Raw genomic sequence first — 23506 nt, forward strand, 5'->3', positions numbered from 1 at the left:
AAGCATGGACACATACAATACGTTGGCGCTCGATCTGGCACGGTTACAGTTTGCCTTCACTGTCGCTGTCCATATCATTTTTCCTGCGATCACAATAGGGCTTGCTAGTTACCTCACCGTATTAGAGGGGCTCTGGCTGAAGACCGGTCGTGATGTGTATCGTGAGCTGTACACGTTCTGGATAAAGATCTTTGCCTTGAATTTCGGCATGGGTGTAGTTTCCGGACTGGTCATGGCTTACCAGTTTGGCACCAACTGGTCCCAGTTTTCCTACTTCGCTGGAGGCATTACCGGCCCTCTACTCACTTATGAAGTATTGACCGCGTTCTTCCTTGAAGCGGGTTTCCTCGGCGTGATGCTTTTCGGCTGGGATCGCGTGGGGCGAGGGCTGCACATGTTCGCCACCGCCATGGTTGCGATAGGCACATTGATCTCCACGTTCTGGATTCTCTCCTCCAACAGTTGGATGCACACACCTCAGGGCCACGCAATCATCGACGGCCGTGCTGTCCCGGTGGACTGGCTGGCGGTCATCTTTAACCCGTCGTTCCCCTTCCGCCTGGCGCACATGGCAATCGCCGCGTTCCTGGCTACCGCGTTCTTCGTTGGCGCTTCCGGGGCTTGGCATCTGCTGCGTGGCAAGAACATCGAATCAGCCCGCACCATGCTGTCGATGGCCTGTTGGATGGCCCTGGTGGTGGCACCGATCCAGGCCGTAGTCGGTGACGCCCATGGCCTGAATACACTGGAGCACCAACCGGCGAAGATCGCCGCTATCGAAGGTCACTGGGAAAACATTCCCGGCGAGCCGTCACCGCTGATTCTGGCCGGCTGGCCGGATATGAAAGCTGAGAAGACCCACTTCGCCATCGAGGTGCCCTACCTGGGCAGCCTGATCCTGACCCACAGCCTCGATCGCCAGATCCCGGCGCTGAAGTCATTCCCGCCTGAGGATCGCCCGAACTCTACGGTGATCTTCTGGACCTTCCGGCTGATGGTGAGCATGGGCCTGCTGATGATCCTCGCCGGGCTCTGGAGCCTGTGGCTGCGCCGTGGCGACCGACTGCACACCACACCGCTGTTCCTGAAGTTCATGCTATGCATGGGGCCGTCCGGTTTGATCGCTCTGCTGGCGGGTTGGGTGACCACCGAGATGGGCCGCCAGCCTTGGGTCGTGTACGGACTCATGCGGACAAAGGATGCGGTGTCACCACTGACCGTGGGAGAAATGAGCATTAGCCTGATCCTCTTCGTGTTGGTGTACTTCGTGCTGTTTGGTACCGGTATCACCTACATGCTCAAGCTGGTGCACAAAGGGCCTCATCCACACGAGCCCGCGCCCTCGACCGAAGGCGCAGCCGGCCAGTCGAATACGCCGGCACGCCCTATGTCCGCAGCAGACGACCATTGAGCGTGCAGAATACGATTGGAACTTGAGGAGCGACTGCTATGGGCGTCGATATCACGCTGATCTGGGCATTGATCATTATTTTTGGGGTCATGATGTACGTCATCATGGACGGATTCGACCTCGGCATCGGCATTCTCTTCCTGGCGATCAAGGACAAGGAAGAGCGCGACGTCATGATGAACACCGTCGCGCCGGTGTGGGACGGCAACGAGACTTGGCTGGTGCTGGGCGGTGCGGGCTTGTTCGGCGCCTTCCCGCTGGCCTATTCAGTGATACTCAGCGCACTCTACTTGCCGCTGGTACTGATGCTGTTGGGCCTGATCTTCCGCGGCGTGGCCTTCGAGTTCCGCTTCAAAGCCAGCGAGCGCAGCCGCCATTGGTGGGACAAGGCCTTCATTGGCGGGTCGATCGTCGCCACCTTCACCCAGGGCGTTGCCCTGGGGGCATTCCTCGATGGCATTCCGGTGGCGAACAACATGTATGCTGGCGGCCCACTCGACTGGTTGCGGCCGTTCCCTCTGTTTTGCGGCTTTGCGTTGTTGCTGGCATATGCGCAGTTGGGTAGCACCTGGCTGATCATGAAGACCGAAGGCCGCCTACAGGAAGAGATGTACCGTTACTCGTCCTATTTCATCTGGGGCCTGCTGGGTGTCATTGCCGTGATAAGCGTGTGGACACCGCTCATCCACCCAGAAATCGCCCATCGCTGGTTCAGCCTGCCCAACCTGTTCTACTTCCTGCCGGTGCCATTGCTTCTGCTGTTCTGCTTCATCGCCACCTTGACCACGCTGGCGCACCGGGCCACCGCTTCGCCCTTCCTACTCACCTTGGTAGTGATCTTCCTCGGCTACAGTGGCCTGGGTATCAGCATCTGGCCGAACATTATCCCGCCGTCGATCACCATGTGGCAGGCCGCATCCCCCGTGGCCAGCCAACTATTCGCGTTGATCGGCGCGCTTTTCATCTTGCCGTTCATCCTGGTGTACACCGCCTGGAGCTACTATGTATTCCGCGGCAAGGTGAAAGTAGGTGATGGTTATCATTGATCGGTTTTCAGCTCCCGCCACAATAGAGTGGCGGGAGAGATAAAAGTTGATAATTAACAGCCATCAAGATTCATTCCTCGGCGCAAGAGAGGGTCGCGGAACGTGTAAAACTTTCCCCGGTAAGCGCCTGATACCGTAAATTGGTGCGCAGAGCATGGTTATGTTAGAAGTGCCGAGAGGGACCATAAGAATTGAATCTTCCAGCGAAACAACTCATCGACGGGTTCAACAGGCGAATCGACTATCTGCGCATTTCCGTGACCGATCGTTGCGACTTTCGCTGCGTCTATTGCATGTCGGAGAATATGAAATTTCTTCCTCGGCAGAACATACTAACGCTTGAAGAAGTAATTCAGGTGGCAGAGCGCTTTGTCGCACTGGGAACTCGTAAGATTCGTCTTACCGGCGGTGAGCCGTTAGTTCGCCAGGGTATCGTGGAACTTTGCGCGCGCATCGCAGCGATCGCAGGCTTGGACGAACTGTGCATGAGCAGTAACGGCTCCCAGCTCAAGCACTTGGCCAAACCGCTGTATGACGCCGGGCTGTCACGATTGAACATCAGCCTCGATAGCCTTGATCATGAACGTTTCAAGGTTTTGACGCGAACCGGCGACCTGCAACAAGTCATCGCAGGAGTCGACGCGGCTCGTCAGGCGGGCTTTCGCCGCACCAAGTTGAATTGCGTAGTGTTAAAGGGGCGAAACGACCACGAGATTCTTGATCTCGTTCGATTCGCCATTGATCGTGAGCTCGATATTTCCTTCATCGAGGAAATGCCACTCGGAGTCATCGACGAACACTCGCGGAGCGCATCCTACTGTTCGAGTGATGAGGTGCGGGCGCGTATTGCCGAGCACTACACACTGCAAGACACAGCAGAATCGACATCTGGTCCCTCTCATTACGTACGTCTCGCCGAAGCTCCAGACATCAAAATTGGCTTCATTTCTCCTCATAGCCATAACTTTTGTGGCGATTGCAACCGCGTGCGGTTGACCGCTGAAGGACGACTTTTACTTTGCCTGGGTAACGAGCATTCGAAAGACCTCAAGGAGGTGCTTCGTTCACATCCAGGTGACACATCGCAACTGGACGACGCCATTCTCGCGGCCCTGCCCTTGAAGCCTTACGGGCATCACTTCGATGTCGGCGGCGAGGTGCAGATCCTGCGCTTCATGAACATGACCGGCGGTTGACCGCTCTTTCGGAACGCCCATGATCGTTCAGAACCAACCAAACATGCTGCGTGTCATGTTCACGCTCAAAGGGTCTGTCGCCAAACGTATTGTCGTGCGCAGCTTGCTGGTCACCCTCCTGGCATCTCTCATTGTCCTGATCGAGACTCAGCACCCGGCATTTTTCTCCAAGGTGAATGCCACACCGTTCACCTTGCTCGGGCTGTCACTGTCCATCTTCATGAACTTTCGCAACAACGCCTGCTATGACCGCTGGTGGGAAGGGCGTAAGACCTGGGGTTTGATCATCATCGAAATGCGGACATTCATCCGTGAGAGCGTGGCGATCCCCGATCAGGCACTGAGAGAAAACCTGTTACGTAGCCTCTGCGGATTCGCCCATGCACTCAACGCCCGCTTGCGTAACGAAGATGAGCTCAGCGCTGCCCGCCCTTGGCTTGCCAATGACGTACCAATTGCCGCGCACAATATTTCCGACGGCATCCTGCAGCATGCGGGTAAGGTCTGCTCCCAGCTCGCCGAGGACAAGCTCATCAGTGAGTGGCGATATATGCTGCTGGAGCAGCGCCTGAGCGCGTTCACCGACGCGCAAGGCATCTGCGAACGGATCAAAGCAACTCCGATACCCTTCCCATATACGCTGTTACTGCACCGCACCATTTACATTTTTTGCATGCTGCTGCCCTTCGCCATGGCCGAGCCACTTGGCTGGATAGCGCCCATTTTCACCCTGATCGTGAGCTACACATTCTTCGGACTGGATGCGATCAGCAATGAACTTGAAGATCCATTTGGACGTGATGAAAACGATCTGCCTACGGATGCAATGGTACGTGTAGTCGAGCGGGATATACTTGGTGCCCTTGGTTGCAGGGACCTACCGCCGCCGTTGCAACCGGTGGGTTACATACTGAGCTGACCGGTTCGACCGTCACACGTTCATCTGTAACTGCATCACGTTGTGGACATGGGGATTTGTTCCTAACCTCAAACGCTGATACGCGCTACAAGGTCGCCCGCAGATCCTCGACTGCAAGTCTTCATCGGGGCAAGTACCGCCGTTCACCCAGGCCGAATTCAAGGCCGCATTTCCAGCAAGGAGTTGCAGTGTCTTCCATAACATCCCAAGCGGTTGAAGCCCAGTTGACGTCCGCGGCCATATTCCTAGTGGTCTCGGTGAATGCGGGAGAACATGCCGAAACCACCGTGCGGGGGCTGTGCGCGGATCTCTCATCCCTCGTACGAGGCGTAGGCTTTCGCACCCCCGATGGTGCGTTGTCTTGTGTCATGGGAGTGGGGTCCGTGGCATGGGATCGCCTTTTTGGCGATCCAAGGCCCAAGGATCTTCATCCTTTTCGGGAGATCCTTGGCGTTCATCATGCCCCTGCCACGCCTGGTGACGTGCTCTTCCATATTCGCGCCACACGGATGGACCTGTGTTTTGAACTGGCGACCAATATCATGGCGCGCCTGGCCAGTGCTGTGACCGTGGTCGACTCGGTACAGGGCTTCAAGTACTTCGACAACCGTGACCTGCTGGGTTTCGTCGACGGCACCGAGAACCCCGTGGCCCAAGCTGCGATAAAGGCGACGTTGATCAGTGACGAGGATGTCACGTTTGAGGGCGGCAGCTATGTCATTGTGCAAAAGTACCTGCACGACCTGGACAAGTGGAATGCGATCCCAGTCGAACAGCAAGAGAAAATCATCGGTCGTAAGAAACTGTCCGATATCGAGCTGACTGATGCCGAAAAGCCCAGTTTCGCCCACAACGTCCTGACCAGTATTGAAGAAAATGGAACGGGCCTTGAGATCCTGCGCGACAACATGCCGTTTGGTGACATTGGCAAAGGCGAGTTCGGCACCTATTTCATCGGCTATGCACGTTCACCGGCACGGACCGAGCGGATGCTTGAGAACATGTTTGTCGGCAATCCACCGGGCAACTACGACCGCCTGCTGGACGTTAGCCGAGCGGTGACTGGTTCTCTGTTTTTCGTTCCCACTACGACGTTCCTCGATGCGGTGACAGCCGAGGCGGTAAACGTGGCAATCCCTCTGCAGGTCCCCGTTGAGGTCAAACATCCCCCATTATCCGAGTGGTCCTCGGCAGAGGGCTCGTTGGGTATTGGCTCCCTGAAGGAACACACACGCCATGAATAATCTCCATCGCGAACTTGCCCCGATCTCGAAAGCCGCATGGGAACAGGTCGAAGAGGAGGCGCGCCGTACATTGAGGCGCTACATGGCAGGACGCCGTGTAGTGGACGTACCTGAAGCGAGAGGGCCCACTCTGGCATCGATCGATACAGGACATGTCGAACAGATCGAAAGCCCAGGTGATGGTGTGCAAGCCCTGAGGCGGCTGGTCAAGCCGCTAGTGGAATTGCGAATTCCGTTCACGCTTACGCGCCAAGCGATCGACGATGTCGAGCGCGGATCCGTCGACTCCGATTGGGGCCCCCTCAAAGAGGCCGCCCGCAAAATCGCCTACGCTGAGGACCGAGCGATCTTCGACGGTTACATGGCAGCGGGCATCGATGGGATACGCCCCGGAGCCAGCAACCCTGCCAGGAAACTACCAGCGGCAGTGATGGAATACCCAGACGTGATTTCCAAAGCGGTAGATGAATTGCGTCAAGCAGGCGTTCAGGGCCCATATCGATTAGTGCTAGGCGCAGATGTCTACACCGCCCTCTACGGAGGCAACGAAGACGGCTACCCTCTCTTACAGCACATTCGACGCTTGGTCGATGAAGAAATTGTCTGGGCACCTGCCATCACTGGCGGTCTTGTACTGACAACACGCGGCGGAGACTTTGAACTGGACCTTGGTCAAGACCTCTCCATTGGCTATCTCAGTCACTCGGCGACGGACGTTGAGTTGTATCTCCAGGAAAGTTTCACATTCCGACTGTTGACCACTGAAGCAGCGGTAGCGCTGGACATGCCGCAGGTTACGTCTGTTCAGAAGGTGTAACCAAAGCGCTAAGGGAGGAGGATCACCGAGATCGATTTTTCCCGATGGAGCCAGACGCTTACTCGATCAGCAGGAGAGTCGTCATGAACCAATCTCAGCAAGAGTTCGATTTTTACATCAATCTCGCCAAACCTACTCTGGGACTGTATGTCGGCAAGGGAAAGGGGTTACCTGATCTCGCAAATACAGCAGAGTGGCGGTTTTCTGGACATGTGTGGCAGAGCGAGCTGACACCAGAGCTGCTTCAGGAACTGCATGCCAATGGGCACGCCTTCCAGGAGCTGGGGTGATTCCCCGTTGTCCACTGTCGCAGAAAAGCACACAGATCTGGTTTCAACGTAGCGTGATCGTTTTGAGGGCAAGACTCGAACATGGCCAACGATGAAGTGCGACGACAGAGGCAAACACTTCAAACGTTCATTTCGAATGGCTGGGTATTGGGAGAGGTGCCCCGAGGAGAATTCGAGCATGGCAAAGGTCTTATGTGTTCTTTATCCAGACCCTACTAGCGGCTATCCCCCTTGCTATACCCGAAGCGCCATTCCGCGTATCGAGGTTTACGCAAATGGGCAACTTGCTCCCTCACCTTTGCCGCCGCTCGGTTTCAAACCAGGAGAGTTGGTAGGTTGTGTATCCGGTGAACTTGGTTTGCGAGCCTATTTGGAGAAAGCGGGTCACGAATTGATCGTGACCAGTGATGAGCACGGCCCCAACTCTGAGTTCGAGCAACATTTGGACGATGCAGATGTCGTCATTTCTCAACCTTTCTGGCCCGCTTACCTGACGGCAGAACGGATCGCCAAAGCACGCAAACTGAAGCTTGTTATCACTGCCGGAATCGGTTCCGACCATATCGACTTGGCGGCAGCCGCCGCCGCTGATATCACGGTGGCAGAAGTCACCGGCTCCAATTGCATCAGCGTTGCCGAACACGTAGTGATGCTGGTACTGGTGCTGGTCCGCAATTACCTGCCCGCACACACGATAGCCACCGAAGGCGGCTGGAACATCGCTGATTGTGTAGATCGGAGCTATGACATCGAAGGCATGCACTTTGGCGCCATCGGCGCGGGCCGTATTGGCCTGGCCGTGCTTCGCCGACTGAAGCCTTTCGGTCTGCACCTGCACTACTCACAACGTCACCGACTCGCCCCGGAAATAGAGAAAGAACTGGGGCTTAACTATCATTCGGACGTAAAAACGCTGGTGGCTACGGCTGATATCGTCAACCTGCAAATTCCTCTCTATCCGACAACCGAGGGTTTGTTTGACGATGCCATGTTCGCGCGGATGAAAAAGGGGGCGTAGCTGGTAAATTGCGCCCGCGGCAAGCTGGTGGAGCGCGATGCCGTGGTGCGCGCTCTAGAGTCCGGACAATTGGCCGGCTATGCCGGCGATGTCTGGTTTCCCCAGCCCGCACCAGCAGACCATCCGTGGCGAAGCATGCTCTTCAACGGCATGACACCACATATGTCCGGTACGTCGCTGTCAGCGCAAGTACGCTACGCGGAAGGCACCCTTGAGATTCTGCAAAGCTATTTCAATAGTACCCCCATTCGTGATGAGTACCTGATAGTAAAGGGTGGGGGATTAGCCGGTACCGGCGCCCAGTCTTATCAACTTGAGTGAAATATCAAGCGGTTGGTAAGCCAGTGCGCAGGCTTGGAAGACAGCCCCCGGGAGGCGCCGTGAGCCAGGGGATGCCTAGCATCAGGTTTTGAGCGGTGAAGCACACTTGTGCAGGGAGCGCATCATCTGTACAAGCGTGCCTGATCACGATGCTTTACCGCACCTCGCACGCTTCCTGCAAAGGCGCACCGTAGGACACGTAATACGCCAGCCCCACGAAGATCGCCCCACCCACAGCATTCCCCAGAAACACCGCCAACAGGTTCTCCGCCAGCTGCCCCCAGCTCAAGTACCCGGCAAAGATCGCTGCCGGAATCAGGAACATGTTGGCAACCACATGCTGGAAACCGATGGCGACGAAAGCCATGATCGGGAACCAGATGCCGAGGATCTTGCCGCTCACTTCGCGGCTGGCATATGACAACCATACCGCCAGGCACACCAGCCAATTGCAGCCGATGCCGGAGACGAAAGCGTGAAGGAAGTCGGCGTTGACCTTGCTGCTAGCGGCCGCAAGGGTCTTGCCCAGGTAGGGACCTTCAGTCAGCCCTAGCAGGTGGCCGAAACAGTAGGCGACGAACAATGCGCCCAACAGGTTGGCCAAGGTCACCAGCAACCAGTTGCGCGTTACCGCGCCCAGGCCGATGCGCCCGGCGAACATGGCCAACGGCAGGCTCATCATGTTGCCGGTGAGTAGCTCGCCACCGGCTAGGATTACCAGGATCAGGCCGATGGGGAATACCGCCGCACCCAGCAAGGTACCGAAGGAAGCCCATGGCGCTGGAATCATGGTGCTGACGTGGATGGCTAGGAGGAAACCCAGCGAGATGAACGCGCCGGCGAGGAACCCCAGGATCAGGGTCGCACGGGTGGACAAGAGGGCTTTCTTGGCACCGGCTTCGATGACAAGCTCGGTGATCCGGGGCGGTGCATTGACGGACATTTTTGCAACTCAAACGCGGGAGCGGCGGCAAGGACGCAAGGCGATGCCGCAGGTCGGGGTTGGACAGGGGAGTGAGGTGAAGCAGTGGGGCTCAATTCAGGGGCAAGACAACGTGCACGCTCTGGATTAACCTCAGACAGGGCTGCAAATTATCTGGGGCAATTTGACGCAGTCAAATCAATAGACTGGATGAGTTGATAGATGTCATCAATGAGGCACTTACCCTCAGCCAGCTGTGATGCAGGTCGCGCTGCCCATATTATTCGGCTCATTGAATGCGCGGCGATATTCTGATGTTTCAAGCTTGCATCAAGGATAGTGAAACACCCCTGGTTTCCTAGATACTACCCAAGCTCAGGAAGTAGCGTTTCTCATACTCTACTGGCGATAGCTGCATAACGCTGCAGTGCCGGCATTTAGGGTTATAAAACATCTCGATGCAATCGAAAATATCACTCTGGGCCTCTTCGCGCGCTCCCTAGATTCTTCGTCGGATTCGCTCCCGCTCTAATAGCTGGAAAAACTCTCTGCAACCGCGTTGTCGTGGCAGTTTCCTCGCCGGCTCATACTGCTGACCACATTGTTATCCGTCAGGAAGCTTTGCCAGTCTGAGCTGCTGAACTGCCTACCCTGGTCTGAGTGAATCATCACTTCCTGTTTTGGTTTATGCCGCCACACGGCCATCAGCATCGCGTCGATAGCCAGGTACAGCCCCCTTCGTAAGTACGGATGTAGGTGATATCTGTCACCCAGACCTTGTTCGGCTCACTGACCTTGAACTGCCGGGCAAGGTGATTGGGCGAGGCTACCGTTGGCTTTCCGCAATAAAATCCTGGGCGACGGCGATAGCCCGTTTGTGAACGCAGCCCCTCTGCTTGCATCAAGCGACCGACTCGATTTCGACCTCATGTCTCTCCAAGCTCTCGCAGGCCATCGTGAATTTTGCGATAGCCGTAGAGCCATAACGATGATGGTCTCAGTCCAGTGATCGCTCACCCGGTGTGTAAGGGCCTAACCCCCGGTGACGGGGGGAAAGAAGGCGATGTCGTCACCGTCGCGCAACGGCTCGTCCAATGTGCACAGTTCCTGGTTACGTGCGCACATGAGGTTGGTCTGGCCGAGGGTTTGCGCCCATGGGCCACCGCGGCCGGCCAGCCGCTCGCGCAGGTCACGCAGGCTGGCCAGCGCGGGCTCCCAGGCCACGGCTTCTCCGTCGCTGCCCAGCAGCTCGCGGTAACGGGCGAAGTAGTGCACCTGGATCATGGTGCCACCTCGGCCTGATATAGCCCTGAGCGCCCGCCGGACTTACGCAGCAGGCGCAGCCAGTCGATCTGCATGCTGCGGTCGACGGCCTTGCACATGTCGTACAGGGTCAGGGCGGTCACGCTGGCGGCGGTCAGCGCTTCCATCTCGACGCCGGTCGCACCGTTGAGCGCGACGCTGGCGATGATCCGCACCGAGTCCGGCGCCACCGCCTTGAGCTCGACGCTGACGGCGGTCAGCAGCAGCGGGTGGCACAGCGGGACCAGTTCGTGGGTGCGTTTGGCGGCCATGATCCCGGCAATCCGCGCCACCGCGAAGACATCGCCCTTGGGATGGCCGCCGGCACTGATCAGGGCCAAGGTTTCCGGCTTCATGCGTACCCAGGCTTCGGCTGTGGCTTCCCGGCGGGTGTCGGGTTTGTCGCTGACATCGACCATGTGCGCATGGCCGCGGCTGTCCAGGTGGGTCAAGGCGTCGGGAGAGGCGGCGGTATCGTTCATGAGAGTTCCAGGGGCTGGGGAGAGGGCTGCGCCGGCGGGCACAGCAGCAGGCGGGCTTCGGCGAAGCACTGCTGTGCCAGGGCCGAGCGCGGTTCGCTGCGACGAAGCAGCAGACCCAATGGGGCACGGATGCTGGCATCGCTGATCGGATGGATGTGGATGTGTTCGCTAAGACCTTCCAGGCCGTGGTCCAGCGGCATGATCGCGCAGCAAAGACCAGCGCAGACGCCCTGAACCAGCTGGTAGGTGGAGTCGCTTTCGAGGATCGAAAGAGGGTGGATCCCTCGGCTGCGAAAGCTTAGGTCGATGGACTGGCGATAGTGCATACCTTGGGACAGCAGCCCCAGCGGAAGACCGGCCAGGGATTCCCAGGTCAGGCATGGGCTGTCGAAAGCGAACCACCGAGTGTCGTACAACAGGCCCATGCGTGTGGCGCCCAACTCGATCACGTCGAAGTAACTGCGATTGATCTGGTCAAGATAACAGATGCCAAGGTCGAGCTGGTTGCGGCTCAGGCCGTCAGTAACCTGTTCCGAACTCAGCGATGACAGCTGCACCTGCAGTTGCGGGTAGCTGTCGGTAAGTGGTTTGAGCAAGTCCATCAGGTTGAAGCTGGACAGCGGCACCATACCGATGCGCAGGCTGCCGACAATGCGTCCACGGCAACTGGCGGCTTCGGCCTGCAGGCCGTCGTAGGCTGCCAGCAGAGTGCGAGTCCAGGCCAGAATGCGTTCACCGGCTTCGGTAAAACCCTCGAAACGCTGGCCACGAGTCACCAGCATAAGGCCTAGTTCGTCCTCCAGGTTGCGCAGGCGCATCGACAGGGTCGGCTGTGTGATATGGCACAAAGCAGCGGCCTGGCCGAAATGTCGGGTCTGGTCCAGGGCAATCAGGAACTTAAGCTGTTTGATATCCATGGGTCGCCTTGCCAATTGATTTAAAAAGCGAGAACAGCGATGCATGGCGCTTTAATGTATGAATGAGGCCAGGCTTCAGGGCGGCACAAAGTAAGGCGAAGAGTAAATGTCGTCCAATGAGAAATTACGAATAAGTGATAGAGGGGATTGATGATGGAAGGTGATAGAGATTGCTTATGATATATTGAGTATTATCGATTGGACGTGATGTCGATAACGCTCTAGTTTCTTGATCGCATTGTCGAATTATCAGAGTGCCAGGATATGAGTGCTAAACCCGATGCTGTATTTGTCCCACTGAATATTGCCGTGCTGACGGTCAGCGATACCCGCACGTTCGAAACCGACACCTCCGGCGAGCTGCTGGCCAGTCGCGCGGTGGATATGGGCCACCGCCTGGTGGCCAGGGCGTTGCTCAAAGACGATCTGTACAAAATCCGTGCACAGGTGGCCGGCTGGATCGCCGACGAGGGCGTACAGGTTGTGCTGATTACCGGTGGCACCGGTTTCACCGGGCGCGACAGCACGCCGGAGGCGGTCAGTTGCCTGTTGGACAAGCATATCGACGGTTTCGGTGAATTGTTCCGCGCCTTGTCGATCCTCGATATCGGCACTTCCACAGTACAGACCCGCGCCCTGGCGGGCCTGGCCAATGGCACACTGGTCTGCTGTCTGCCGGGTTCCACTGGTGCCTGCCGCACCGCTTGGGAGGGCATCCTGGTCGAGCAACTGGACGCACGGCACCGTCCGTGCAATTTCGTGCCGCATCTGAAGGCAGCTAACCTATGCGGGACGCGCTCGTGAGTGGGCTAATGCCGGTGGACGAGGCGCTGCGCCAGCTACTGGCCCTGGCCAGGTCCGAGCCGTTCACCGCCGTCGAGCAGGTGGCATTGCGTGGGGCCGACGGCCGGGTATTGGCCGAGGACTTGTGCGCAGCGATCGACTTGCCGCCCTGGGCCAACAGTGCCATGGACGGTTACGCGTTGCGCGTGGACGACCTGGTGGCGCAGCCATTGCCGGTGTCGCAGACGGTCTTCGCCGGGCAGGCTCCCGAGCCGCTGCAGGCCGGTACCTGTGCGCGGGTGTTTACCGGGGCGCCGGTGCCCGCCGGGGCTGACTGCGTGCAGTTGCAGGAGAACTGTGAGGTCGACGCGCAAGGGCGGATGCGTTCGCTCGACGCATTGCGCCGTGGCGACAATATACGTCCGCAAGGCAACGAGATCCGTGCTGGGGCGCCTTTGCTGGCGGCGGGTACGGTGCTCAGCCCGATTGCCCTCGGTTTGCTGGCGTCACAGGGTTTTGCCCAGGTGCCGGTACTGCGCCGGCCACGGGTCGCGCTGCTCTCCAGCGGTGACGAGTTGGCGGGCGAGGGCGCGGTGCTGGGGCCGGGGCAGATTTACGACAGCAACTGGGTGGTGTTGGCGACGTTGCTCGAACGGCTAGGGTGCGAGGTGATCGACCTGGGCTGTGTGCCAGACGATCCAGTGCTGCTACGCACGGCGCTGGCCGGGGCCGAAGGTGCCGAGCTGATCATCAGTAGTGCGGGTGTGTCAGTCGGGGATGCCGACTGCATCGGCGCGCTGTTGCGTGAGGCTGGCGAGGTGAAGCTGTGGAAGCTGGCGATCAAGCCGGGCAAGCCCTTCACCTTTGGGCATTTCGGTGCCATACCGTTGTTGGGACTGCCAGGCAACCCAGGGTCGGCTCTGGTCACGTTCCTACTGCTGGCGCGGCCCTACCTTCTAGCTCGAATGGGTGTTGCACGGGTAGAACCCATGCGGATGCCGGTGGTGGCAGGATTTGCCTGGCCCAAGGCAGGCAAACGCCAGGAGTACCTGCGGGTGCGCCTCGATGGAGGAAGGGCGCGGTTACTGGAGAGCCAGAGTTCCGCGACCTTGCTTAGCGCCGCGCAGGCGCACGGGCTGCTGGAAGTGCCAGCGGGGGAAACTTTCGAGGCGGGCGATGTGCTCGATTTCATTTCCTTTGATGATGTGGTGGGTTAGCGCTGGCTGTGTCAGTTGGCGAGTCGCTACGGGCAGGCACATCAACAGCAGCCCATCACGACCTCGCCGGGCGACTCATCGGATTAAAGCAACGGTAACGTGTAGCTGACGATCAACCGATTTTCATCCTGATCCCGCTGCGTCGCGGATCCCGCCATAGCTCCAGCAGGTAGGCCACTGCGCAGGCTGGCATTTTTCCAAGCTACCCCCAGCCCCTTCAACGGCCCGGACGGCGTGACATAGCTCAGCGCGATATCACGCTCCCACTCACCATGGTCGGCATAGGCCGTGTCGATCGAGTCCCCCTTCAGATAGAGCACGCTGAAGTTCAGCCCCGCTACCCCGACCGCCGCGAAGTCGTAGGTGTAACGCGCCAGCCAGGTGCGCTCTCCTGCTCGGTTGAACTTTAGCAGTTGCGCATCGGTGACCAGGTAGGTGCTGGTGCCCTCGCCATCGCCACGGTTCAGATAGGGGAAGTCGCTCTGGCCCGTCAGTACCTGATACCCCGTGCCCAGACTGTGCCCACTCAAGCTGTAGGTGAACATGCCGCTGTACACCTGGTTGTCCACCTCGCCCTTGGTCACGTTGCCCCCGTAGTAGCCGCTGCTCAGGTAGTTGTCCTTGCGCCCGGCGGCGCTGGCGTTCTTGCCGTCGCTGTCGCTGAGGAACACCCGCAGGTCGGTCTTCAGGTTGCCCGGCCCTAGCGGCAGGTTGCGCACCAGGCCGAAGAAGTGTTGTTGGTAGAAGTCGTCCAGCTCACCGTAGTAGTACTGCAGTAACAACTGCTTGCTGGCCTTGTAGTCGGCGCCAGCGAAGTAGAAGTGGTTGCTGTCGCGGCTCTTGGCCATGCTGCCGTTGGCCCCGGCGATGCTCATGGCGCGCAGGTCGGTGGAGTTGCGCCCGCGGGTGTGTTCCAGCTGGCCGGCGGTCAGGGTCAGGTTGGCGATATCGTTGGAGGTCAGCTGGGCGCCTTCATAGGTCAGCGGCAGCAGGCGCGCGTCGTTGGACACCACCACCGGCAACTTCGGCTGCAGGGTGCCGTAGCGCAGCTCGCTGTGGGCGATGCGCATCTTCGCGGTTAGGCCCAGGCTGCTGAATTCGTTCACTGCCGAACCATCGTGCTCCAGCGGGAAGATCGTGCCGGGCTGGCGCTCGACGTTGGCCTTACTGACCTTGCCGCCGCCATCCAGGCGCACGCCCAGCAGGCCTAGGGCGTCGACGCCGAAACCGACCGCGCCCTGGGTGTAGCCCGAGGCGTAGTTGAGCATGAAGCCCTGGCCCCATTCGTTCTGCTTGCTCGGTGCGGTGCTGCCGTTACGGTTATCAGTGTCAATGTAGAAGTTGCGCAGGGTCAGGCTGGCCTTGCTGTCCTCGATGAAACCAGCGGCCTGGCTGCACAAGGGTGCGAGGCCGGCCAAGGTGGCCAAGGATACGGCCACGGACAGGGTAGTGCGTTGCATGGGGCTGCTCCTTTGTTGTGATGAGTTGACGCGCACGCCAAAGCCACCGGCCAGGGAGACTGGCCGGGTCGGGCAGGGTGAGGGGGCTCAGCTGAGGATGTGGTCTACCGGCTGTAGCGTCGGTGGCAGCTCGGTGCAGCCCAGGGCGCCGAGCACGTCGCGTTCGACGGTACGCACGATTGCGTCCAGGGGCAGGTCGTTCTCGTCGCGGCCGAACGGGTCTTCCAGTTCGTCGCTGATGGCGTCCAGGCCGAAGAAGGTGTAGCTGACGATGGCGGTGAAGAGCGGCGCTAGCCAGCCCAGCGGCTCGGCCATGGCGAACGGCAGCAGCAGGCAGAACAGGTAGATGGTGCGGTGCAGCAGCAAGGTGTAGGGGAACGGCAGCGGCGTGGCCTTTATCCGCTCGCAGGCCGCCTGTGCCTCGGACAGCCCTTTCAGGCGCTGCTCCAGGGTCACGTAGCGCCATTCGCTGATCTGCTGGTACTGGGCCAGGCGCGAAATGCGTGCGCCTAGCGCTTGCAAGATGCCGTCACTGAGGTTGTGCGGCGGCAGGCTGGCGGCATCGTCCAGCCATGGGGTCGCAGCCTTGAGCTCGTCCTCGCCCCGCAGCCGCGCGCTCAGCGCATGGGTGTAGCCGCACAGCCCGCGCAGCAGCTGTGCGCGCTGCTCGGGGTTAGCGATCACGCAGCTGGCACGGATGAACGAGCGCACCTCGATGACCACCTGGCCCCAGGCCTTGCGGCCCTCCCACCAGCGGTCGTAGCAGGCGTTGTTGCGAAAACTCATGAAAATCGACAGCGAGATGCCTAGCAGGGTGAAGGGGGTGGCGTTGACCTTCGAGTAGAACGCCGGGTGCAGGGTCTCCACCAGCACGATCAGCGAAGCCAGCACGCTGACCATCAGGGTGCGGCGGGCGATGCGCCGGGCAATCGAACCCTTGAGGGTGATCAGCACGTTTAGCAGGTTGGGTTTGGCATGGACGATCATGTAAATACCTGCGGGTTCATAAGGCGGCCGGGTGCGGAAGTTCAGGCGCGGCAGCAGCCTAAGAAGTGCGGGTAACAGCGTCCAATCATATTTAATGACCAGTTGATCAGTAATCTCTATCACGACCGGGTGATAGAGATTACCGATGAAGTGTTAATTACTTTCAATTTGACGCTAGTGCATCGCAAAAATAGCCTGTACAGGTCAGCAGTGTCGAAGTTGATGGTTTGAACAACTTGAAACTTTGAACTTGTTAATTAGCCTGCCGCGACCAAGGGTGATCCTGATGAGCGACGAAGAACATATTAGAAGTTACAACGGACCGGCCGCCGGCTGGGGCGCGCTGATGGGCGTGACCAAGGCCTGGTTGGGCAGCGAGAACGCCGTCAAAAACGTCCGTGCGATGCTCAAGACCAACCAGAACAACGGCTTCGACTGCCCGGGCTGCGCCTGGGGCGAGTCACCCGAGAACGGTATGGTCAAGTTCTGCGAGAACGGCGCCAAGGCGGTCAACTGGGAGGCCACCGGCCGTTCGGTCGACCCCGACTTCTTCGCCAGGTACAGCGTCAGCGCCTTGCTCGAACAAAGCGACTACTGGCTCGAATACCAGGGCCGCCTGACCCACCCGATGCGCTACGATGCCAGCACCGATCATTACGTCGAGATCAGCTGGGAAGAGGCCTTCGCCCTGGTCGCCAAGCATCTGAACAAACTCGAGTCGCCCGATCAGGCCGACTTCTACACCTCGGGCCGGGCCAGCAACGAAGCGGCGTTCCTCTACCAGCTGTTCGTGCGCACCTATGGCACCAACAACTTCCCCGACTGCTCGAACATGTGCCACGAGGCCAGCGGCCTGGGCATGTCCAGCACCGTAGGGGTGGGTAAGGGCACCGTGGTGTTCCACGACCTGGAGCTGGCCGACGCTATCTTCGTCATTGGCCAGAACCCCGGCACCAACCACCCGCGCATGCTCGAACCGCTGCGCGAGGCGGTGGAGCGCGGCGCCCAGGTGGTGTGTTTCAACCCGCTCAAGGAGCGTGGCCTGGAGCGCTTCCAGCACCCGCAGCACCCGTTCGAAATGCTTAGCAACGGTTCCGAACCGACCAACACCGCGTACTTCCGCCCGGCCCTGGGTGGGGACATGGCGGCCATCCGTGGCATGGCCAAGTTCCTCCTGCAGTGGGAACGCGAGGCCCAGGCCAACGGCATGCCGCCGGTGTTCGACCACGCTTTCATCAAGGCCCACACCCATGGTATGGACGACTACCTAGCGCAGGTGGACGCTACCTCCTGGGAGCACATCGTCGAGCAATCGGGCCTGAGCAAGGCCGAGATCGAGCTGGCCGCGCGCATGTACCGCAAGGCCGAGCGGGTGATCATGTGCTGGGCCATGGGTGTCACCCAGCATCGCCACTCGGTGCCGACCGTGCAGGAGATCGTCAACCTGCAACTGCTGCGCGGCAACGTCGGCCGCCCGGGCGCCGGTCTGTCTCCAGTGCGCGGTCATAGCAACGTGCAGGGCGACCGCAGCATGGGCATCGACGAGAAGCCACCGACTTGGCTGCTGGACAACATCCAGCGTCGCTTCGGCATCGAGGTGCCGCGCGGCCATGGGCACAACGCCGTGCTGGCGATCCAGGCGATGGAGGAGCACCGCACCAAGGTGTTCATTGCCCTGGGCGGCAATTTCGCCCAGGCTACGCCGGACACCCCACGCACCCACGCGGCGCTGCGCAACTGCGAGCTGACCGTGCATATCTCGACCAAGCTCAACCGCTCGCACCTGGTCACCGGCCGCGATGCGCTAATCCTGCCGTGCCTGGGCCGCACCGAGATCGATATCCAGGCCGAAGGGCCGCAAGGCGTCACCGTGGAAGACACCTTTAGCATGGTGCACATCTCCCATGGCCAGCTGAAACCGCGCTCTCCACTGCTGCGCTCGGAACCGTCGATCATCGCCGGCATGGCCAAGGCCACCTTGGGTGACCGGCCTATCGACTGGGACTGGGTGGTGGCCGACTATGCGCGTATCCGCGACCTGATCGCCGATACCATCCCCGGTTTCACCGATTTCAACGCGCGCCTGGAGCATCCTGGCGGTTTCTACCTAGGCAACGCCGCCGCCGAGCGTGAGTGGAACACTGCCAGCGGCAAGGCGCAGTTCACCGCTACCCAGCTGCCCGCACAACTGGTCAACGAAGCGGTGCTCGCCCGTGGCGACAAGCCTGACCTGATTTTGCAGACCCTGCGTTCGCACGACCAGTACAACACCACCCTGTATGGCCTGGACGACCGCTACCGCGGTGTGTTCGGCCTGCGCGAAGTGGTCTTCGCCAATGCGGCCGACATTCTGCGGCTGGGCTTCGCGCCCGGTGACAAGGTGGACATGGTGTCGCTGTGGGAAGACGGCCTGGAGCGTCGGGTCAGCGGCTTCACCCTGGTGGCCTACGACATCCCAGCCGGCCAGGCGGCCGCCTACTACCCGGAGACCAACCCGTTGGTACCGCTGGAAAGCTACGGCGACCAGACCTTTACGCCGACCTCGAAGTTCGTCGCTATTCGCCTCGAGCACGCGCAAACGGATGCCTTGATTCACGCCGTCAGCGCATAACTCTCGACCGTTCAAATCAATCGACTGCAGGCCCCCGGGTATGCGGCGCCTTACTGGCCGCCGCCTGGGAGGGACCTGTCTGTCCACAAGGATATCGTCATGTCGAATCTGGGTGCACTGGACCTGGCAAGGCTACAATTCGCCTTCACGGTCTCGTTCCACATCATTTTCCCGGCCATCACCATCGGCCTGGCCAGCTTCCTGGCCGTGCTCGAAGGCTGCTGGCTGAAAACCGGCCACTCGGTCTACAAGGACCTCTACAAATTCTGGTCGAAGATCTTCGCCGTCAACTTCGGCATGGGCGTGGTCTCGGGCCTGGTCATGGCCTACGAGTTCGGCACCAACTGGGCGCGCTTCTCCGACTTCGCCGGCAGCGTGACCGGGCCGTTGCTCACCTACGAGGTGCTTACCGCGTTCTTCCTCGAAGCGGGCTTCCTCGGCGTGATGCTGTTCGGCTGGGGCAGGGTGGGGCGCAAGCTGCACTTCTTCGCCACGGTGATGGTGGCCATCGGTACGCTGATCTCGATGTTCTGGATTCTCTCCTCGAACAGCTGGATGCAGACTCCGCAGGGCATCGAGATCGTCGATGGCCGGGTAATGCCGCTGGATTGGTTCAAGATCGTCTTCAACCCGTCGTTCCCGTACCGCCTTGCGCACATGGCGCTGGCCGCGTTCCTCTCCACCGCGTTCTTCGTTTCGGCCTCGGCGGCCTGGCACCTGCTGCGCGGGCGCAATACGCCGCAGATCCGCAAGATGCTGTCGATGGGCATGTGGATGATTCTGGTGGCAACGCCGGTGCAGGTGGTGGTCGGTGACGCCCATGGCCTGAACACCCTGGAGCACCAGCCGGCGAAGATCGCCGCCATCGAGGGCCACTGGGAGAACAAGCCGGGCGAAGCCTCGCCGCTGGTGCTGTTCGGCCTGCCGGACATGGCCGCCGAAACCACCCGCTACAGCCTCGAAGTGCCGTACCTGGGCAGCCTCATCCTCACCCACAGCCTGGACAAGCAGATCCCGGCGCTCAAGAGCTTCGCCAAGGAAGACCGTCCCAACTCTACGATCATCTTCTGGAGCTTCCGGGTCATGGCCGGCCTCGGAATGCTGATGCTAGCCTGCGCGCTGCTTGCCCTGGTGCTGCGTCGCAACGGCGCGCTGTACCGCAACCGTGCCTTTCTCTGGTTCGCCCTGCTGATGGGGCCGTCGGGGCTGATCGCCCTGCTGGCCGGTTGGTTCACCACGGAAGTGGGCCGTCAACCCTGGGTGGTCTACGGCATGCTGCGCACCACTGAAGCGGCCTCCAACCACAGCACCGTGCAGATGAGCATCACCCTGGCGACCTTCGTGGTCATCTACTTCTCGGTGTTCACCGTGGGGATCGGCTACATGATGCGCCTGGTGCGCAAGGGCCCGATTGCGCACGAGGCACTGCCGAGCCCCGACCAACCGGAATCGCTGGCCACCGCGCGTCGCCCGCTGTCCGTCGCCGACTGAGAAGGAGTAGGCACATGGCAATTCAAGGTATCGACCTTTCGGTCATCTGGGGCGTGATCATCGCCTTCGGGTTAATGATGTACGTGATCATGGACGGCTTCGATCTTGGGCTGGGGATTCTCTTCCCGCTGATCAGTGATTCCAGCGATCGCGACGTAATGATGAACACCGTGGCACCGGTGTGGGACGGCAACGAGACCTGGGCGGTGCTCGGCGCGGCGGCGTTGTATGGCGCCTTCCCGCTGGCCTACTCGGTGATCCTCGAGGCCCTCTACCTGCCGCTGGTGCTGGTGCTGGCCGGGCTAATCTTTCGCGGCGTGGCCTTCGAGTTCCGCTTCAAGGCCCACCCGAACAAGCGTCACCTGTGGGACAAGGCGTTCATCGGCGGCTCGGTGCTGGCGACCTTCTTCCAAGGCGTGGCCATCGGCACCTACATCAGCGGCATCGCGGTGGTGGACCGACAGTTCGCCGGCAGCGGCTGGGACTGGGTGGCGCCGTTCCCGCTGTTCTGCGGCGTCGGCCTGCTGCTGACCTACGCGCTGCTGGGCAGCACCTGGCTGCTGATCAAGACCGATGGCATGCTCGAGTCGCGCATGCGCCACTACAGCCGTCCGCTGACCTACCTGCTGGCGCTGGTGATCGTGGTGATCTGCGCCTGGACCGCCTGGCTGCATGACGACATCGCCCAGCGCTGGTTCGGTGCCAGCCATTGGCTGCGCTCGGCACTGATCGCGGTGCTGGCGGTGGTGGCCGTGGTGGTCATCCAGAAGACCCTGCGCAAGCGCCACTCGCACCTACCGTTCATTGCCGTGGTGGGGCTGGTGTTCCTTGGATACCTGGGGCTGGCGATCAGCATCTGGCCGAATATCGTGCCGCCGAGTCTGACCCTGTGGCAGGCCGCCGCGCCGCTGACCAGCCAGCTGTTCGCGTTGATCGGGGCGCTGTTCATCATCCCGATCATCCTGGCCTACACCTTCTGGAGCTACCACGTGTTCCGCGGCAAGGTGCAGCCGGGGGATGCCTATCATTAATTGTTGAGTGGTCAGCCACGCCTCTTCGGGGTCTACGGACCTTGCAGAGGCGTGGCTGTTTGCGATGCTTTGTCTGCTGTCTTAGGGTTTGTACGAAAAGTCGCCGAGCGGCGATCAGGCAAGGCGAAAACAGGCGAGGAAGCGGAGTTTGCTGGTTGCAAATGAGCATTCCGAGCCTGTTTTCAACGCAGCATGATCGTCGCGCAGGCACTTTTCGTACAAAGCCTAACGCCGAAACTATTGCCAGCGTGTGGCGGCATGAGCGTCGCTTTCGCGTGCGTCCACCCAGTGTGCGCCGGTTTGGCTATGTTCGCGCTTCCAGAACGGCACGCAACTCTTCAACTGGTCCATGATGAATGCACAAGCGTCAAAGGCATCCTGACGGTGAAGGGTAGCAACTCCGACGAGTACAATGGGGTCGCCTACAGGGATTACACCGACCCGGTGCGTCACGACAACATCTAATAACAGCCAGCGTTGGCCAGCAGCGGCAACTATCGACTCTAGGCTTTTTTCAGTCATGCCTGGGTAGTGTTCCAGAAATAATTCGCTGACGCCTGTCGCGGTCAAACCCAGGTCGCGGACGTAGCCAATGAACGTCACAAGCGCTCCCAGCCCCTGAGCCCGAATATGGATTGAGTCGATTAGCGTGTTACAGTTTATTGCCTTGTCTTGCAGGATGACGCACATTTCAGACCTCGCTCATGGTTTGGGGGGAAGCTGGAAGACATATTCAATGAACAGGCTTTATGCTTGCATCGGACATGGGATCGCCTGATCCCAGAAAGTATTTGGCTCTGCCTATGTCGGTGCGTGTGCATTTAGGAAACAGGCAGTGACCGTTGCTGGTGGCCGCCTATTTGAATTGAGTTCCGGTTTTTTCTAACGTCATTAGCGGCGCTAGGGCGCGCAACGACGAATGAGGGGCAAGCTAACTGTGTGCGCTCAGAAGAGCCTTGATTTCAGCAAAACATTGTTCGGCAAGTGCCGAGTGCGGCTCGGTTTTTCGCAGTACCAAGCCAATAGGCGCATGGACGTTGCCGCCGGATATAGGCGAAATGCAGAGGTGCTCGCTCAGATCTTCCATGCCGTACTGCAGCGGCATGATTGCGCAACACATACCGGCGCATACCGCCTGGATCAGCATGTACGTGGAGTCACTTTCTAGCATCGACTGCGGATTGAGCCCTCGGCTTCGGAAGCTGAGATCGACCGCCTGGCGATAATGCATACCCTGCGAGAGTAGCCCAAGGGGCACGTTGCTGACGGCTTCCCATGAAAGCTCAGGCGACTGAAATTGAAAGTGCCGCGTGTCGTACAACAGCCCCATACTGGTGATGCCCAGCGCGATGACTTCGAAATAGTTCGGGTTTATTTGATCCAGATAACAAATACCCAAATCGAGCTGGTTGCGGCTCAAGCCATCGGTGATTTGCTCGGAGCTCAGGGATGACATCTGGAAGTGAAGTTCAGGATAGCGCTGAGCCAACGGTTTGAGGAAAAGCACGGGGTTGAAGCTGGATAGCGGTACCATCCCGACACGCAGATTACCAACGGTCTGCCCTCGACAGCTCGCTGCTTCAGCCTGCAGACCATCATAGGCAGCCAAAAGCGTACGGGCCCAACTCAATACGCGCTCTCCGGCCTCGGTGAAGCCCTCGAAACGCTTGCCACGGGCTACCAGTACCAAGTCCAGTTCGTCCTCAAGATTGCGCAGACGCATCGAGAGGGTCGGCTGAGTGATGTGGCAAAGCGCAGCCGCCTGGCCAAAATGGCGGGTCTGGTCCAGCGCGATCAAGAACTTGAGCTGCTTGATGTCCATAGTGCGGCCTGGCTAGGGAGTGAGTGGGAGAGCTTTTCAAGAATAGCCCAGCCTCGCCAGGCGAAGACCGATAGAACGCCACTAACGCTATTGCTTTTACAAGGTACATTAAGATGACTCGGGCCTGGCGTCCAATGAGAATTTATGACTGAATGATAGAAATGGTCGATAAGGTATTGTGGGTAAGCTCTAATCGAAGGTGTTTATTGGCTGTTCGAA

Annotated in this window: 20 protein-coding genes and 2 pseudogenes; 13 read left to right on the forward strand and 9 right to left on the reverse strand. The window is 59.5% G+C overall.

Translation table 11 applies throughout. The annotated features are described in order from the left end of the window. The first annotated feature begins 4 nt into the window (after window positions 1-4). The 8 genes and pseudogenes from ACO6VM_RS08315 (at window position 5) to ACO6VM_RS08350 (ending at window position 8262) form a co-directional block, all read left to right on the forward strand. The gene (locus tag ACO6VM_RS08315) at window positions 5-1411 is read left to right on the forward strand and encodes a cytochrome ubiquinol oxidase subunit I (protein ID WP_422403073.1); all 1407 of its coding nucleotides are present in this window, start codon (window positions 5-7) and stop codon (window positions 1409-1411) included. Between the two features lie 38 nt (window positions 1412-1449). After that, window positions 1450-2457: a cytochrome d ubiquinol oxidase subunit II gene (gene cydB / locus ACO6VM_RS08320; protein WP_422403074.1), complete on the forward strand. Its 1008-nt coding sequence runs from the start codon at window positions 1450-1452 to the stop codon at window positions 2455-2457. Between the two features lie 191 nt (window positions 2458-2648). Next, a complete protein-coding gene (gene moaA, locus ACO6VM_RS08325; RefSeq protein ID WP_422403075.1) occupies window positions 2649-3653 on the forward strand; it encodes a GTP 3',8-cyclase MoaA in 1005 nt (334 codons plus the stop codon). A gap of 19 nt (window positions 3654-3672) precedes the next feature. Further along, entirely contained in the window at window positions 3673-4572 is a 900-nt protein-coding gene (locus tag ACO6VM_RS08330; RefSeq protein WP_422403076.1) for a bestrophin family protein, read from the forward strand. A 188-nt stretch (window positions 4573-4760) separates the two neighbouring features. After that, on the forward strand, window positions 4761-5816 hold the full coding sequence (locus ACO6VM_RS08335; protein WP_422403077.1) for a Dyp-type peroxidase: 1056 nt from the start codon (window positions 4761-4763) through the stop codon (window positions 5814-5816). Further along, the gene (locus ACO6VM_RS08340) at window positions 5809-6633 is read left to right on the forward strand and encodes a family 1 encapsulin nanocompartment shell protein (RefSeq protein WP_422403078.1); all 825 of its coding nucleotides are present in this window, start codon (window positions 5809-5811) and stop codon (window positions 6631-6633) included. Before ACO6VM_RS08335 ends, ACO6VM_RS08340 begins: the two co-directional genes overlap by 8 nt. A gap of 83 nt (window positions 6634-6716) precedes the next feature. Further along, entirely contained in the window at window positions 6717-6923 is a 207-nt protein-coding gene (locus tag ACO6VM_RS08345) for a hypothetical protein (protein ID WP_422403079.1), read from the forward strand. Window positions 6924-7101: 178 nt separating this feature from the next. After that, window positions 7102-8262, forward strand: a pseudogene (locus tag ACO6VM_RS08350) (NAD-dependent formate dehydrogenase). 154 nt (window positions 8263-8416) lie between these two features. Here ACO6VM_RS08350 and ACO6VM_RS08355 read toward each other — a convergent pair. The 5 genes and pseudogenes from ACO6VM_RS08355 to ACO6VM_RS08375 all read right to left on the reverse strand — a co-directional run bounded on the left by ACO6VM_RS08355 (window position 8417) and on the right by ACO6VM_RS08375 (window position 11885). Continuing rightward, entirely contained in the window at window positions 8417-9205 is a 789-nt protein-coding gene (locus tag ACO6VM_RS08355; protein WP_422403080.1) for a formate/nitrite transporter family protein, read from the reverse strand. A 337-nt stretch (window positions 9206-9542) separates the two neighbouring features. After that, a pseudogene (locus ACO6VM_RS08360) lies at window positions 9543-10164 on the reverse strand (DDE-type integrase/transposase/recombinase); the annotation flags it as partial. A gap of 52 nt (window positions 10165-10216) precedes the next feature. Then, window positions 10217-10468 (reverse strand): MoaD/ThiS family protein, encoded by a 252-nt coding sequence (locus tag ACO6VM_RS08365; protein WP_422403081.1) that lies wholly within the window; start codon window positions 10466-10468, stop codon window positions 10217-10219. Next, window positions 10465-10968 (reverse strand): cyclic pyranopterin monophosphate synthase MoaC, encoded by a 504-nt coding sequence (moaC, locus tag ACO6VM_RS08370; RefSeq protein WP_422403082.1) that lies wholly within the window; start codon window positions 10966-10968, stop codon window positions 10465-10467. Before moaC ends, ACO6VM_RS08365 begins: the two co-directional genes overlap by 4 nt. Beyond that, complete coding sequence (locus ACO6VM_RS08375) at window positions 10965-11885, reverse strand: LysR family transcriptional regulator (protein WP_422403083.1); 921 nt, start codon at window positions 11883-11885, stop codon at window positions 10965-10967. Before ACO6VM_RS08375 ends, moaC begins: the two co-directional genes overlap by 4 nt. Window positions 11886-12149: 264 nt before the next feature. Between ACO6VM_RS08375 and moaB the strand changes: the two genes are divergently transcribed. Continuing rightward, window positions 12150-12689, forward strand: a complete 540-nt coding sequence (moaB, locus tag ACO6VM_RS08380) for a molybdenum cofactor biosynthesis protein B (RefSeq protein ID WP_186732833.1) — start codon at window positions 12150-12152, stop codon at window positions 12687-12689. A gap of 8 nt (window positions 12690-12697) precedes the next feature. After that, window positions 12698-13885 carry a gephyrin-like molybdotransferase Glp gene (gene glp, locus ACO6VM_RS08385; RefSeq protein WP_422403111.1) on the forward strand — a complete coding sequence of 396 codons (1188 nt, stop codon included), beginning with the start codon at window positions 12698-12700 and terminating at the stop codon, window positions 13883-13885. Window positions 13886-13968: 83 nt separating this feature from the next. Here the strand turns inward: glp and ACO6VM_RS08390 are convergent, their stop codons facing one another. Continuing rightward, the gene (locus tag ACO6VM_RS08390; RefSeq protein WP_422403084.1) at window positions 13969-15345 is read right to left on the reverse strand and encodes an OprD family porin; all 1377 of its coding nucleotides are present in this window, start codon (window positions 15343-15345) and stop codon (window positions 13969-13971) included. 87 nt (window positions 15346-15432) lie between these two features. Next, window positions 15433-16332 carry a bestrophin family protein gene (locus ACO6VM_RS08395; RefSeq protein WP_422403085.1) on the reverse strand — a complete coding sequence of 300 codons (900 nt, stop codon included), beginning with the start codon at window positions 16330-16332 and terminating at the stop codon, window positions 15433-15435. 286 nt (window positions 16333-16618) lie between these two features. Between ACO6VM_RS08395 and ACO6VM_RS08400 the strand changes: the two genes are divergently transcribed. The 3 genes from ACO6VM_RS08400 to cydB (ACO6VM_RS08410) all read left to right on the forward strand — a co-directional run bounded on the left by ACO6VM_RS08400 (window position 16619) and on the right by cydB (ACO6VM_RS08410) (window position 21465). Beyond that, window positions 16619-18943 (forward strand): FdhF/YdeP family oxidoreductase, encoded by a 2325-nt coding sequence (locus tag ACO6VM_RS08400; protein WP_422403086.1) that lies wholly within the window; start codon window positions 16619-16621, stop codon window positions 18941-18943. Between the two features lie 99 nt (window positions 18944-19042). Continuing rightward, window positions 19043-20434: a cytochrome ubiquinol oxidase subunit I gene (locus ACO6VM_RS08405; protein ID WP_422403087.1), complete on the forward strand. Its 1392-nt coding sequence runs from the start codon at window positions 19043-19045 to the stop codon at window positions 20432-20434. Between the two features lie 14 nt (window positions 20435-20448). After that, a complete protein-coding gene (gene cydB, locus ACO6VM_RS08410) occupies window positions 20449-21465 on the forward strand; it encodes a cytochrome d ubiquinol oxidase subunit II (RefSeq protein ID WP_422403088.1) in 1017 nt (338 codons plus the stop codon). Window positions 21466-21702: 237 nt separating this feature from the next. On the opposite strand, the gene ACO6VM_RS08415 is transcribed toward cydB (ACO6VM_RS08410), so the two are convergent. Next, a complete protein-coding gene (locus ACO6VM_RS08415) occupies window positions 21703-22155 on the reverse strand; it encodes a molybdenum cofactor biosynthesis protein MoaE (RefSeq protein ID WP_422403089.1) in 453 nt (150 codons plus the stop codon). A gap of 241 nt (window positions 22156-22396) precedes the next feature. Beyond that, entirely contained in the window at window positions 22397-23287 is an 891-nt protein-coding gene (locus ACO6VM_RS08420) for a LysR family transcriptional regulator (protein WP_422403090.1), read from the reverse strand. Window positions 23288-23506 lie beyond the last annotated feature (219 nt).

Source organism: Pseudomonas sp. GZD-209, from assembly GCF_049310485.1.
Taxonomy (GTDB): domain Bacteria; phylum Pseudomonadota; class Gammaproteobacteria; order Pseudomonadales; family Pseudomonadaceae; genus Aquipseudomonas; species Aquipseudomonas sichuanensis.

Coding starts and splice junctions, on each gene's coding strand:
- ACO6VM_RS08315 (WP_422403073.1), top strand. CDS start 5: ATGGACACATACAATACGTTGGCGCTCGATCTGGCACGGTTACAGTTT.
- cydB (WP_422403074.1), top strand. CDS start 1,450: ATGGGCGTCGATATCACGCTGATCTGGGCATTGATCATTATTTTTGGG.
- ACO6VM_RS08330 (WP_422403076.1), top strand. CDS start 3,673: ATGATCGTTCAGAACCAACCAAACATGCTGCGTGTCATGTTCACGCTC.
- ACO6VM_RS08340 (WP_422403078.1), top strand. CDS start 5,809: ATGAATAATCTCCATCGCGAACTTGCCCCGATCTCGAAAGCCGCATGG.
- ACO6VM_RS08345 (WP_422403079.1), top strand. CDS start 6,717: ATGAACCAATCTCAGCAAGAGTTCGATTTTTACATCAATCTCGCCAAA.
- ACO6VM_RS08355 (WP_422403080.1), bottom strand. CDS start 9,205: ATGTCCGTCAATGCACCGCCCCGGATCACCGAGCTTGTCATCGAAGCC.
- ACO6VM_RS08365 (WP_422403081.1), bottom strand. CDS start 10,468: ATGATCCAGGTGCACTACTTCGCCCGTTACCGCGAGCTGCTGGGCAGC.
- moaC (WP_422403082.1), bottom strand. CDS start 10,968: ATGAACGATACCGCCGCCTCTCCCGACGCCTTGACCCACCTGGACAGC.
- ACO6VM_RS08375 (WP_422403083.1), bottom strand. CDS start 11,885: ATGGATATCAAACAGCTTAAGTTCCTGATTGCCCTGGACCAGACCCGA.
- moaB (WP_186732833.1), top strand. CDS start 12,150: ATGAGTGCTAAACCCGATGCTGTATTTGTCCCACTGAATATTGCCGTG.
- glp (WP_422403111.1), top strand. CDS start 12,698: ATGCCGGTGGACGAGGCGCTGCGCCAGCTACTGGCCCTGGCCAGGTCC.
- ACO6VM_RS08390 (WP_422403084.1), bottom strand. CDS start 15,345: ATGCAACGCACTACCCTGTCCGTGGCCGTATCCTTGGCCACCTTGGCC.
- ACO6VM_RS08395 (WP_422403085.1), bottom strand. CDS start 16,332: ATGATCGTCCATGCCAAACCCAACCTGCTAAACGTGCTGATCACCCTC.
- ACO6VM_RS08400 (WP_422403086.1), top strand. CDS start 16,619: ATGAGCGACGAAGAACATATTAGAAGTTACAACGGACCGGCCGCCGGC.
- ACO6VM_RS08405 (WP_422403087.1), top strand. CDS start 19,043: ATGTCGAATCTGGGTGCACTGGACCTGGCAAGGCTACAATTCGCCTTC.
- cydB (WP_422403088.1), top strand. CDS start 20,449: ATGGCAATTCAAGGTATCGACCTTTCGGTCATCTGGGGCGTGATCATC.
- ACO6VM_RS08415 (WP_422403089.1), bottom strand. CDS start 22,155: ATGTGCGTCATCCTGCAAGACAAGGCAATAAACTGTAACACGCTAATC.
- ACO6VM_RS08420 (WP_422403090.1), bottom strand. CDS start 23,287: ATGGACATCAAGCAGCTCAAGTTCTTGATCGCGCTGGACCAGACCCGC.